At 70.8% G+C, this 12,504-nt stretch carries 10 protein-coding genes; 8 read left to right on the top strand and 2 right to left on the bottom strand.

Annotated elements, in window-relative coordinates:
* Positions 1–67 precede the first annotated feature (67 nt).
* Entirely contained in the window at positions 68–2,332 is a 2,265-nt protein-coding gene (gene scpA / locus ATM97_RS22345) for a methylmalonyl-CoA mutase (protein WP_218720009.1), read from the bottom strand.
* The gene (locus tag ATM97_RS22340) at positions 2,332–4,203 is read right to left on the bottom strand and encodes a methylmalonyl-CoA mutase family protein (protein ID WP_218720008.1); all 1,872 of its coding nucleotides are present in this window, start codon (positions 4,201–4,203) and stop codon (positions 2,332–2,334) included. Before ATM97_RS22340 ends, scpA begins: the two co-directional genes overlap by 1 nt.
* 178 nt (positions 4,204–4,381) lie before the next feature.
* Here ATM97_RS22340 and ATM97_RS22335 point away from each other — a divergent pair, with 178 nt between their 5' ends.
* From ATM97_RS22335 to ATM97_RS22300, 8 genes are all read left to right on the top strand, one after another.
* Positions 4,382–5,068 (top strand): TVP38/TMEM64 family protein, encoded by a 687-nt coding sequence (locus ATM97_RS22335; protein ID WP_218720007.1) that lies wholly within the window; start codon positions 4,382–4,384, stop codon positions 5,066–5,068.
* Between the two features lie 57 nt (positions 5,069–5,125).
* The gene (locus ATM97_RS22330) at positions 5,126–6,070 is read left to right on the top strand and encodes a hypothetical protein (protein ID WP_218720006.1); all 945 of its coding nucleotides are present in this window, start codon (positions 5,126–5,128) and stop codon (positions 6,068–6,070) included.
* A gap of 302 nt (positions 6,071–6,372) precedes the next feature.
* Positions 6,373–7,800 carry a condensation domain-containing protein gene (locus ATM97_RS22325; protein WP_218720005.1) on the top strand — a complete coding sequence of 476 codons (1,428 nt, stop codon included), beginning with the start codon at positions 6,373–6,375 and terminating at the stop codon, positions 7,798–7,800.
* 2 nt (positions 7,801–7,802) lie between these two features.
* Positions 7,803–9,059, top strand: a complete 1,257-nt coding sequence (locus ATM97_RS22320; RefSeq protein ID WP_218720004.1) for a glycosyltransferase — start codon at positions 7,803–7,805, stop codon at positions 9,057–9,059.
* Entirely contained in the window at positions 9,056–10,018 is a 963-nt protein-coding gene (locus ATM97_RS22315; protein ID WP_218720003.1) for an ATP-binding cassette domain-containing protein, read from the top strand. The genes ATM97_RS22320 and ATM97_RS22315 overlap by 4 nt, the downstream gene beginning before the upstream one ends.
* A gap of 29 nt (positions 10,019–10,047) precedes the next feature.
* Positions 10,048–10,869 carry an ABC transporter permease gene (locus tag ATM97_RS22310; protein WP_218720002.1) on the top strand — a complete coding sequence of 274 codons (822 nt, stop codon included), beginning with the start codon at positions 10,048–10,050 and terminating at the stop codon, positions 10,867–10,869.
* A gap of 10 nt (positions 10,870–10,879) precedes the next feature.
* Positions 10,880–12,268 (top strand): hypothetical protein, encoded by a 1,389-nt coding sequence (locus tag ATM97_RS22305; RefSeq protein ID WP_218720001.1) that lies wholly within the window; start codon positions 10,880–10,882, stop codon positions 12,266–12,268.
* Between the two features lie 34 nt (positions 12,269–12,302).
* Positions 12,303–12,464, top strand: a complete 162-nt coding sequence (locus tag ATM97_RS22300) for a hypothetical protein (RefSeq protein ID WP_218720570.1) — start codon at positions 12,303–12,305, stop codon at positions 12,462–12,464.
* Positions 12,465–12,504: the final 40 nt, after the last annotated feature.

Genomic DNA, 12,504 nt, shown 5'->3' with positions numbered 1-12,504 from the left:
GCTCCCCCACAGCACGCTCGCGCACCCGCTGTGATGACGCCGGCTTTCGCTTCCGGACGCTGACCGATCATGCCGGTGCGCCGCCACCGATCTCGTGCCCGAGCGAGGCACCCAGCTTCTTCAGCAGGTCGATGGCCGCGTCGGCGATGACCGTGCCGGGCGGGAAGATCGCCGCGGCGCCCGCCTCGTACAGCTCGTCGAAGTCACCGGGCGGGATGACACCGCCGACGATGACCATGATGTCGGGGCGACCGACATCGGCCAGCGCCTGCCGCAGGGCGGGCACCAGCGTGAGGTGACCCGCGGCCAGCGAGGAGACACCGACGATGTGCACGTCGTTGTCGGCCGCCTGGCGCGCCACCTCTTCGGGGGTCTGGAACAGCGGGCCCACGTCGACGTCCATGCCCAGGTCGGCGAACGCGGTCGCGATCACCTTCTGGCCGCGGTCGTGGCCGTCCTGGCCCATCTTGGCGACCAGGATGCGCGGGCGGCGACCCTCGGCCTCGGCGAACTCCTCGACGAGCGCGATGGCCGCGCCGATGTTGGAGGCCTTGCCTGCTTCGTCACGGTACACACCGGAGAGCGTACGGATCTCGGCCTGATGGCGGCCGTAGACCTTCTCCAGTGCGTCGGAGATCTCACCGACGGTGGCCTTGGCGCGCGCGGCGTCGATGGCCAGGGCCAGCAGGTTGTTGTCCATGCCGCCCTCGGCGGAGGCCGCGGCGCGGGTGAGGTTGGCCAGCGCGGCCTCGACGGCGGCCGAATCACGTTCGGCGCGTAGCCGTTCCAGCTTCTCGATCTGCTCGGCGCGCACGCGCGAGTTCTCGACCTTGAGGACCTCGACCTGCTGATCCTCTTCGACCTGGTACTTGTTTACGCCGATCACCGGCTGCTGGCCGGTGTCGATGCGCGCCTGGGTGCGGGCGGCGGCCTCTTCGATGCGCAGCTTCGGAATGCCTTCCGAGATCGCCTGCGCCATACCGCCGTGCGCCTCCACCTCGGCGATGTGCGCGCGGGCGCGCTCGGCGAGCTGGTGGGTGAGCCACTCCACGTAGTACGAGCCACCCCACGGGTCGATCGGACGGGTGGTGTTGGACTCCTGCTGAATCAGCAGCTGGGTGTTGCGCGCGATGCGGGCGGAGAAGTCCGTCGGCAGCGCGAGCGCCTCGTCGAGGGCATTGGTGTGCAGCGACTGGGTGTGGCCCTGGGTCGCGGCCATCGCCTCGATGCAGGTGCGCGCCACATTGTTGTAGGCGTCCTGGGCGGTGAGCGACCAACCGGAAGTCTGCGAATGCGTCCGCAGCGACAGCGATTTCGCACTCTTGGGCTCGAACTTCGAGACCAGCTCACTCCACAGCAGGCGACCCGCGCGCAGCTTGGCGACCTCCATGAAGAAGTTCATGCCGATGGCCCAGAAGAACGACAGGCGCGGAGCGAACTTGTCGACGTCCATGCCCGCCGCGATTCCGGCCCGGATGTACTCCACGCCGTCGGCCAGGGTGTAGGCCAACTCCAGATCGGCTGTGGCACCGGCCTCTTGGATGTGATAACCCGAGATGGAGATCGAGTTGAACTTCGGCATCTTGGCGCTGGTGAAGGCGAAGATGTCGGAGATGATCCGCATCGAGGGCTTGGGCGGGTAGATGTAGGTGTTGCGGACCATGAACTCTTTCAGAATGTCGTTCTGAATGGTTCCGGCCAGCTGCTCGGGCCCGACGCCCTGCTCTTCGGCGGCGACGACGTAGAGCGCCAGGATCGGCAGCACCGCGCCGTTCATGGTCATCGACACCGACACCTGGTCGAGCGGGATCTGGTCGAAGAGCTGGCGCATGTCCAGGATCGAGTCGATCGCGACGCCGGCCATGCCCACGTCACCCTGCACGCGCGGGTGGTCGGAGTCGTAGCCGCGGTGGGTGGCGAGGTCGAAGGCGACCGACAGGCCCTTCTGACCGGCCTGCAGGTTGCGGCGGTAGAAGGCGTTGGAGTCGGCGGCGGTGGAGAAGCCCGCGTACTGGCGAATGGTCCACGGCTGGTTGACGTACATGGTCGGGTAGGGACCGCGCAGGAACGGCGCCACGCCGGGCACCGTGTCGAGCGGATAACCCTGCGCGACAACGGCATCGCGGTCGGCCTTGGTGAACACCGGCGGCACGTCGATGCCCTCGGGCGTGGCCCAGGTGAGCTGGTCGGCGGTGGTGTGGTTGGCCGCGGCGGCCTCGGCCACGAACTCCTTGACCTGCGCGTCGTCGACCTCGGCGGCCGTCGGCGCGTGCTCGGTCAGCGGCACCTCGGCGAAACTACCGACCAGGTGCTCGATATCGGATGTCGTCATCAGGCTCCCACCTTCTCCAGCAGCTGCGACAGAACCGCGACCGCGTCGATGCGCAGGGTCAGGTACCCGTCGGGACGCTGTGTACCGCTGTACTGCGCGACCGACTTCTCCGGTCCGGCCAGCAGGACCGTGTCGATGCCCGCGGCACGCAGGGCCTCGACCGCGGCGCCGGCTTCCTCGCCGTAGCGCTTGTCGGCACCGCACAGCACCGCGATCGGCGCACCGGACGCGGTGGCGGCCGCGGCGATTCCGTCGACGGTCAGCGGGCCGGGGTTGACCGACTCGATACCGCCGGAGGCCAGCACGTTCGCGGTGAAGATCGTGCGGGCGTTGTGTTCGGCGACCGGGCCGAGCGGCACGATCAGCGCCTGCGGCCGGGCACCGTTGGCCGCGAGGTAGGCGTCGGAACGGTTGCGCAGCGACTCGAACGCCGCGCCGTAGCGCGCGACCGAGTCCGCGGTGCGGGCCTGCTCCGAGAGCGGGGTCTCGGCCAGGTTGGGGAATTCGTTGACGCCGGTGACCGCGGTCTTGCGGTGCGCGATGTCGGCGGCGCGGGTGGCGGCCGTCTCGGCGATGCGCTCGGCGACCAGGCCCGCGGCCAGCGCGGCGGGATAGCCACCGGCGGCCTCGATCTCCTGCATGAACTCCCAGGCCTTGGCGGCGAGTTCGTCGGTCAGCGAGTCGACGTACCAGGAACCGGCGGCCGGGTCCTGGACGTGCCCGAGACGCGACTCCTCGAGCAGCAGCAGCTGGATATTGCGGGCCATGCGCTCCGAGAACGACTGCGAGACGCCGAGTTCGCCCGGGGGCAGAGCGGAGTCGAACGGGGCCACGGTGACCGAGTCGGCACCACCGACACCGGCGCCGAAGGCGGCCAGGGTCGTGCGCAGCAGGTTCACCCAGGGGTCGCGCTGGGTCATCATGGCGGCCGAGGTCACCGCGTGCTGCGGGGCGGCGCCGAAAGCGGGCGCGCCGCACACCTGCGCGACGCGGGCCCAGAGACGCCGGGCCGCGCGGAACTTCGCGATCGTGGCGAACTGGTCGTCGGTGGCCGCGAAGCGGAACTCGAGCTGACCGAACGCGTCGGCGATGTCGACCCCGGCGGCGGTCAGCGCGCGTAGGTACGCCAGCCCGGCCGCGACGGACGCGCCCAGTTCCTGAGCGTCGGCGGCGCCGGCGTTGTGGAAGGCGGTGCCGTCCACGGTGATCGCGCGCACGGTCTCCGGACGGGCGATCGCGCGGGTGGCCAGGGCGACGGCCTGATCGATGTCGATGTCGGCGGCGCCTGCGAAAGCGCTCGTCAGCGGCGCGGCGCCCAGGCCGATCTGGATCTGCGCCCGCTCGGCGAGCTGGTAGCCGTCGAGCACCGTGAAGACCTGCGCGGCGGCGGCGTCGACGTCGGCCCCCGCGACCAGGGTCAGCGGGGCCAGCTCGAAGAGCAGGCCGGTCAGGGCGGTAGGGATGTCGGCGGTCGCGACGCCTTCGGCGCCAACGCCGAGCGACACGGCGCTCACGCCGTTCTCCAGCCAGCTGAGAATCGTCCGGTTGGTGGCCGCGGCATCGGCCGAGCCGGCGAAGGCGGCGACGAACCAGCCGCGCTGCGGGTCGCGGGTGGCGCTGCCACCGCGGACGAACGGGAAGGCGCCCGGCAGCGGCTGCTCGGGCAGTTCGTCGCGGCGGGTGTAGAGCGGGGCGATGGTCAGCCCGTCATAGGTGGTCTCGTCGAGCAGATGCTCGGGCTCCGCCGGGAGCTCGGCAGCCTCGACCCGTCGCGCTTTCGCCAGCACGCCCGCCACACCCTTGCGCCACGCGGCGTACTCGGGCACCGGATCCGGTGCGAGTCCCGCCCCGGACTCTGAACCAATCGGCATAGCTGCTGTTCTCTCTTCCATTCGACGACCGCATCCCGGTGTACTGCCGATCCGGCAGCATCAGCCCAGCAGCGGAATACTGCGGCGAACCAGGATGTGTCCGGTTCTTACATGATGCTAACTGTGACACCCTGTCCACTCGCTCCGGCCATCCCCTACCGGCCGGTACGCTTATCCGGTGTCCCGACTGATCCGCTCCCCGCGCCTGCTCATGGCTCTGGCCGGGATCGCCGTGCTGTTCGTGGTGGCGATGATGGTTCCGCTGCCCGGCCCGCAGCAGATCAGGGAGTGGGCAGGCGGCGCGGGTCCGCTGCTGCCGCTGCTGTTCTTCCTCTTCTACGCGCTCGTCGCGGTGGCGCCGGTGCCGCGCACGGTGCTGACGGTGACCAGCGGTGTCCTGTTCGGTCCCGTACTGGGGTCGACCGTCGCGCTGGGCGCCACCGGGATCAGCGCGACGCTGGCGCTGCTGGGTGTGCGCGCGGTCGGCCGCGACCGGGTCGCCGAGCATCTGCACCATCCGGCGGTCCGCGCGATCGATGACCGGCTGGCCCAGCGCGGGTGGCTCGCGGTGGCAGCGCTGCGGATGATCCCGCTCGCGCCGTTCTCGATCGTCAACTACTGCTGCGGCTTGTCCTCGGTGCGGGTGCTGCCCTATCTGGCGGCCACGCTCGTCGGGTCGGCGCCGGGCACGATCTCGACGGTCGTGCTCGCCGGATCCCTGGCCGGCCCTACCGATCCGATCGCGGTCACCGTCTCGGCGGTCTGCCTGTCGCTGGGCCTGCTCGGGCTGGCCCTCGACGCCAAGATGCCGGTCACGGCTCCGCCGACGGCCTCGGAGACCGAGCCGGTGGCGGCGCGCGGCTGAACCCCGTGCGGCGCGTCTGCGTCGCCGGGGCGGTTTCCCCTCGGATAATCCCAGGTCATGGCGATGACAGTGGGCCGACGATCCGCACTCGCGCTGCTGGCCGGGGTGCCGCTGCTCGCGATGGGAACCGCGCGGGCGCAATCGGCGCCGGGGCCCGGTGTCGGGATCGACCCCGAGCGCACCCCCACCCGTTACACGATGACCGCGTTCCGCGCCGACAGCGATACCACGCTGGCGGTGTACGAGTCGGTCGACGGCACCGAGTTCACCCCAGTCAGCGAGCACGCGTATACCCCGCCCACCGGACTGGTCCGCGATCCGAGCATCCTGCGCCACACCGACGGCCGCTATTACCTCACCTACACGATGGCCGGTGACGCCACCGCGATCGGCCTGGCCCACAGCCTCGACCGCATCACCTGGACGCCCATGGCGCCCGCGCCGATGCTGGTGCCGGGCAGGCTCGAAGGCGCGTGGGCGCCGGAATGGTACGCCGACGCCGCCGGCCGCGTCGGCATCATCGTCTCGCTCACCTGGGGCCACGGGTTCACCCCGCATCTGCTGATCCCGCTCGACGCCGGCCTCACGACCTGGGCACCGCCGGTGCCGCTGCTCGGGCTCGGCCCCGCCCGACCGGGTTCCCTCGGCCATATCGACACCACCCTGGTCCGGTGGGACGGACGGTTGTTCGCCTTCGTCAAGAACGAGGACACCAAACTGATCGAACTGGCCGTGGCCGACCGTCCGGTCGGGCCCTATACCTTCGTGGCGACCGGCGACTGGGCCGGCTGGGGTGGTCCGAGCGAGGGTCAGTCGGTGGTCCGGCTGCCCGACGGCGGGCACCGGATCTACCTCGATGCCTACACCGACGGCCGCTATGTCGTCAGCGACAGCTATGACGGATTCCGCTCCTGGACGCCCCCGATCGAGCTCCCCGGACTCTCCGGCGTGGTCCGGCACGGCACCGTGCTCGCCGAGTTCGGCCCGACTTTCACGACATAAGCGCAGGTCATAGCCGATTCACCGGTTCGGTCGTGGACTTTCTGAACTGAAACCCCCTTACTTCAGGGGCACCGGGTTACGCTGGGGATCCGGGACAATTTGAAAGTGAGCTTCTTCACATAGACCAGTTGTGACTAACGCGTATTTCAGAAAACTCTCAGAGTTATAGACTCGGGATAGCCCAGGGTTCGCCAGCTACATCCGGTGCGGGATCCAGAGCAACATCCGGTGACGCGACCGCGGTCACCGATATCCCCGTTCGCGCCGTCTTCGGCATGCACTGCACCTCGAGGTGACCCCGCATGGAATACACCCATCTGTCCGAATTCACGATTCGCTCCGGCGCCCTGTCCATCTGGACACCGGAACTGGCCACCGCCGACTCGTGGTATGACGACGAACGCCCCCTCGCCAGCGTTCACTCCCAGTACCTCGGCTTCCTCGATCCGGAGGATCCCACCCCCGGTCGCGGCCGCTGGATCGGCACCATCTTCGAGATGGACGCGCCGCTGGACGCGCAGGTGTGGGCCAGGACCCTGGAACTGTGGCACGACCGCCACGAGGGTTTCCGCACCACCGTCGCCCCCACCGGCGACGGCGACTACCACCGGATCACCACCGCTCCCGGCACCGTGCGGGTCACCTCGGCACCGGTGCCCGAGCTCACCGACGGCGAGCTGATCAACGAATTCCTGTGCAACGAGCTGGAACTGCGCCTCTCGCCGCTGGTCTGGCCGCATCTGCTGGTGGCCACCGTCGCCCACGACACCGACGACTTCACGGTCCTGGTCGCCGCCGACCACTCGGTGCTCGACGCCTATTCCCAGGCCGTGCTGATCCTCGAGCTGCGCACCCTCTACACCGCGGTGCGCGACGGCGGGGAGATCCGTGATTCGGCCACCTTCGGCAGTGCGGCCGACTTCGCCGCCGTCGAACGCGCCGCCGCCGAGGAACTGACCCCCGACTCCCCCGCCGTCGCCGTGTGGCGCGATTTCGTCGGCACGCCCGGCTCGCCGATGCCCCGCTTCGCCGAGGGCATGGTGGCCGCGCTCGACGGCGAGCACGCCCAGCCCAGTGTCTCGCGCACGCTGCTGACCCTCGACCAGCTCGAGGAGGTCGAAGGGGCGCTCGACCGGCTCAAGCACCGGCTCTCGGTCACAGTGTTCGCCGCGCTCGCCGCCGCTTCGCGAGAAGTGTTCGGCGACGACCGTTTCCGCACCATCATGCCGATCGCGACCCGCCCGGACCTGACCTGGCTCGAGTCGATGGGCTGGTTCGTCAATGTCGTCCCGGTCGACATCACCCTGCCCGCCGGTGCCGACATGGGCGCCGCGCTCGAGATCACCCGGGCCGCCCTCAAGCGCGCCCACATCTGTAATGACGCCTCCTGGGGCCGGTCGCTGGCGATGGCGGGTGCGCTCGAGGGCCCGACCTTCGGCGCGTCATTCCTCGATATCCGGATGCTGCCGGACTACGAGCTGGTCGCCGACCTGCGCGGACGCACGCTGCGGGCGGTGTCGTACTCCACCGACGAGGTGTACTTCTGGGTCGTGCGCGGTCCGGAGGGGCTCTACGTGTCCACCCGCTACCCGGCCGGGCTGCCCGCCGAGGTGATGGACCGTTTCCTCACCGAATTCGCCAGGGCCATCTACGCGGTCACCACCCTCGCGGCGCCCGTCACGAACGCCCCGATCGCCGACTCCGCGTCGGCAGCGCTGAGCGCGGGCTGACGATGCGCGCACTGCTGGCCTTCACCGGCAGCCGCGGCGATGCCCAACCGGGCATCCTGCTGGCCCGCGAGCTCCAGGCTCGCGGGCACTCGGTGACGCTCGCCCTGTCCCCCAACCTCGTCGACTTCGCCACCGCGCACGGCATTCCCGCGGTCGGCTTCGGTCGCGACAGCGCCGAACTGCTGCGCACCCAGCACGCCGACCGGCGTTTCCGCAGCCCCAGCCCGCGTCAGCGGCTGCGGGCCGTGCTGGATCTGCAGCGCCGCGGCGTGGCCGAAGCGGTCCGTGACCTGCTCGCGCTCGCGCCGGGCCACGACGTGCTGGTGACGGGCATGGCGGGCGAGGAGGCGGCCGAGAAGGCCGCCCGGCGGGTCGGCTTGCCGCTGGCCGCGGTGCACTTCTTCCCCATCCACCCGAATCGCTCGGTACCCGTGGTACCCACCGCGTGGGGAGCCAGGATTCCCGGCGCGCTCAACCGGCGGATCTGGTCGGGTCTGCGCTGGGCCCGCGATGCCGCACTCGCCGAACCGCTCGCCGAGTGCGGCATCGTGGAACACCCCCTGCCGCAGCGGGTCTCGATCCAGGCCTACGACATCGACCTGTTCCCCGGGCTCGCGGCCGAACTACCCGATCGGCATCCGATCACCGGTTTCGCCGTCGATGCCGACGGATTCCTCGGCGGCCCGGCCGATCCCGCGTTGACGGCGTGGCTCGACGCGGGCGCCGCACCGATTTATGTCGGCTTCGGCTCGATGGCCGTCGACGATCCGGCGGCGCTGGTGGCGATGCTGCGCACGGTCTGCGCCCGGCGGGGCGGGCGACTCCTGCTGGCCGCGGGCTGGGCCGGCATCGAGCCGGAGCTGTCCGCCGACGTCGCGATCGTCGAACAGGTCGACCACGCCGCGGTGTTCCCGCGCTGTGCCGCCGCGGTGCACCACGGCGGGGCGGGCACCACCGCCGCCGCGCTGCGCGCCGGTGTGCCCCAGGTGATCTGCTCGATCCAGGCCGACCAGCCGTACTGGGGACAGGCCCTGGCCCGCCTCGGACTGGCCGACACCCTACGCGCCGCCGAGCTGACCGCCGAGCGGCTCACCACCCTGCTGGACCGAGTCGCCGACCCGACCGTGGTCTCGCGCGCCACCGCGTACGCGAATCGCTTCCCCGACCACGGCGTCGCGCTGGCCGCCGACGAGGTGGAACACCTCGTCCCCCTGACGTTCTCGACCCCCGAAATCGACCATGCCGGGAGGCACCGGTGACCACCGACATCGCGGTCCGCACCAGCGGACTCGGCAAGTCCTACGGCGACTTCACCGCCGTCGGCGGCATCGATCTCAGCATCCCGGCGGGCTCGGTCTTCGCGATGCTTGGCCCCAACGGCGCGGGCAAGACCACGACGGTCCGCATGCTGGCGACGCTGCTGCGCCCCGATCGCGGTAGCGCCGAGGTGTTCGGTTTCGACGTGGTCCGCGAGGCCACCGCCGTTCGCTCGATGATCGGGCTCACCGGCCAATACGCCTCCGTCGACGAAACCCTCACCGCGGGTGAGAATCTGCGCCTGTTCGGCCGCCTGCTCGGGCTCTCCCGGCGCGCGGCCGCCGCGCGCAGCGACGAACTGCTCGCGGAGTTCGAGCTCTCGGCTGTCGCGCGCCGCAGCGTCTCGGCCTTCTCCGGCGGCATGCGCCGCCGCCTGGACCTGGCCGCGACGCTGATCACCGTGCCCCCGCTGATCTTCCTCGACGAGCCGACCACGGGCCTGGACCCGCACACCCGCGACCGGATGTGGGGCATCGTGCGCGGTCTGGTCGACCGCGGTGCGACCGTGCTGCTGACCACGCAGTACCTCGAGGAGGCCGACGCGCTGGCCGACCGGATCGCGGTGATCGACCGGGGCACGCTCGTCGCCGAGGGCACTGCCGCCGAGCTCAAGTCCTCCATCGGCGAACAGGTGCTGCGCCTCGACATTCCCGACACCGCGGACCTGCGCCGCGCCGAGGCGCTGATCCAGGAACTCACCGGTGAGGTCCCCGAGGGCTCCTCGACCGGCACGCTCACGGTGACCCTGCCCGATGTCGCGCTCGGCGCCGACATCGTCGCCGCCTGCCGCGCCGCGGGGCTCACGCTGCGCGGGTTCGCGGTCGACCGGCCCGATCTCAACGAGGTGTTCCTGGCACTGACCGGGCACGCCCGCACCGCCGACACCGTCGACGCGGCATGACCGCCCTTCGTGAAAGGTCGAGCAACGCCATGACTCTCACCACGACCACCACGACGCCGCCGCAGGTCGTGCGCGCGCCGCGGATCACCCGGGTCGGCGCGCTCGCCGCGCTGCACCATGCGCTGATGATGGCCTGGCGTGGCCTGCTCACCTTCCGGCACAGCCCGCAACTGCTCTACGACGCCATCCTGCTGCCCATCGTGGGCCCGGTGCTGTTCGGCAGCATCTTCGGCACCGCGATCGCGGGCAGCATGGACGCCTACCTCCCGATCATGATCCCGGGCGTGCTGGTGCAGATCGTGCTCACCTCCTCGGTCGCCACCGGCGTGCAGCTGTCCGAGGACATCCATTCGGGAGTCTTCGACCGCTTCGTCGCCATGCCGATCGCCCGTTCCGCCCCGGTTGCCGGAGCGTTGCTGGCGGGCACGGTGCGGTACCTCATCGCCGCGACGACGGTGGTGATCGTCGGGTTCTGCATGGGCTACCGGCCCGAGCACACCGCCGGGTTCCTCGCCGGCGCCGTACTGGTCGTCGTCGCGACCACCGCGATCAGCTGGCTGTTCGCCTTCATCGGCGCGACCGTCGCCCGGCCCGCCGCCGTCCAGGGCATGTGCATGCTGGTGCTGACCTTCCTCGGCTTCGCCTCCAACGCCCTGGTTCCCGAGGAGTCCATGCCCACCTGGATGCAGCACGTCTCGGACGTGAATCCGGTGTCCTACCTGGTCTCCGCGGTGCGCGAGCTGGCCGCCGCGGGCACCGTCGGTGCCGACGCGTGCTGGTCGCTGGTGGCCTCGGTGGTCGTCGTCGCCGTCTTCGCGCCGCTGACCGTGCGCACCCTCCGTTCCCGATGAGGAGTTCCCGATGACCGTCACCTCCCCCGCCGTCGCGACCGTCGCCACCGGACCGGCCGGCCTCAACCGGATCACCGCCGACGACGACCTGTTCTTCAAACTGCACAGCCTCTACCCCAACGCACTGGTCAACCAGCTGGCCTACCGCTTCGACGAGCAGCTCGACCCCGAGCTGCTGCGGCGCTGGCACGCGCACCTGGCCACGGGGTTCATCGCCCGTAAGGTCCGCACCACCCGGTTCCCGATCGCGCGGGCGCACTGGGAGCCCGCCACGGAGTCGATGCCGCTGATCTGGACGCCGACACCGCTGCCCGACGACCGGGTGCTGGAGTGGTTCCTCGAGCAGGCCGCGGTCGAGTTCGACCCCGAACGCGGCCTGGTGTGGCAGCTGGCGGGCGCGCACACGGAGTCCGGCGGCACCGTTGTCACCCTGGTCGCCTCCCATGTCGCCTGCGACGGCGGCGGGATGATGCACGCGATCGTCGATTCGCTCGACCGGCTCAACCGGGGCGAGGATCCCGACCGCGCCGCCAGCGCGGGCAGTCTGGTGGGCCCGGTCGCCGGCCGTGGCCGCTTCGCCGCCGACCTCGCCGACGCCACGGGGCAGTTGCGCGCGGTCGCGCGCGGTGTCCGCGCGGCGCGGCGCGCTCGCGGTGTCAGCGAGCCCGCCCGCAATCCGCGCCCGGCCGAACCCCGCCTCCCGCACTCGGAGACCTGGCAGGCCGCCGAGACGATCGTCCAGGTCGACCTCGCCGACTGGGACGCGGTCGCCGCGGCCAACGGCGGCACCACCAACGGCCTGCTGATCGGCGTCGCCGTCGGTCTGCTCGGGCGCAGTGGCCGCATCGCCGACGGTGCCGAGGTCCGCGTGGACATCCCGCACTCGATGCGGGTGGCCGACGATCCGCGGGCCAACGCCACCACCGGGCTGCCGATCAGCGTCACCTACCGGGCGGGTGAGCGCGCCGACCTGCCCGCGGTCCGCGCCGCGCTCAAGGCCGCGGGTCTGGCCTACCGCAATCCCGAGACCATCCCGCCGATCCAGCACCTGCAGCCGGTCCAGATGCTGCTGCCGAAGGTGGTGCTGCACAAGTTCGCGCGCACCGCCAAGGCGCCGGAATGCCTGTGCACGAACATGGGGCGCACCGCCCAGAACATCGCCGTCCTCGGCCCGCACCGGGCCCGCGACGTCATCATGCGACCGGTGGTCAACCCCGGCCCCGTGGAGCTGTTCCGACAGGTGGAAGTCGGCGTCAACCTGGCCTTCTCCTGCGACGACGACACCGTCACTCTGGTGGTCACCGGGGGCGATCCCGACCGCTTCCCGACCCGCGCGGCCCTGCAGGATCTGCTCGCCGCCGAGTTCGCCGACTGGGGCCTGACTCCGCGCTTCTGGTGAGGTGAGCGCCGCTGCCCGCGGCTATCGTGGAGCCGTGGGCATCATGGGCGAGCTGTTTCCGGGCAAGAAGCTGCAGAACGAGGGCAGCGGCGACAGCGACGGGCAGGATCACGATCCCCGGCTGGCCGTCGACCTGGACGCCGGTGTCATCCGGCTCTCCCCACCGGCCGGTCGGCCCCGGGCCGAGGACGAGTAGCGCCCGCGCCGCACCCATCGAATTCCGCTATCGGTGCGCG

This window comes from Nocardia sp. MH4 (assembly GCF_019266065.1).
In the GTDB taxonomy this organism is placed as follows: domain Bacteria; phylum Actinomycetota; class Actinomycetes; order Mycobacteriales; family Mycobacteriaceae; genus Nocardia; species Nocardia canadensis.
This window is presented reverse-complemented; position numbering and strand designations above follow the sequence as displayed.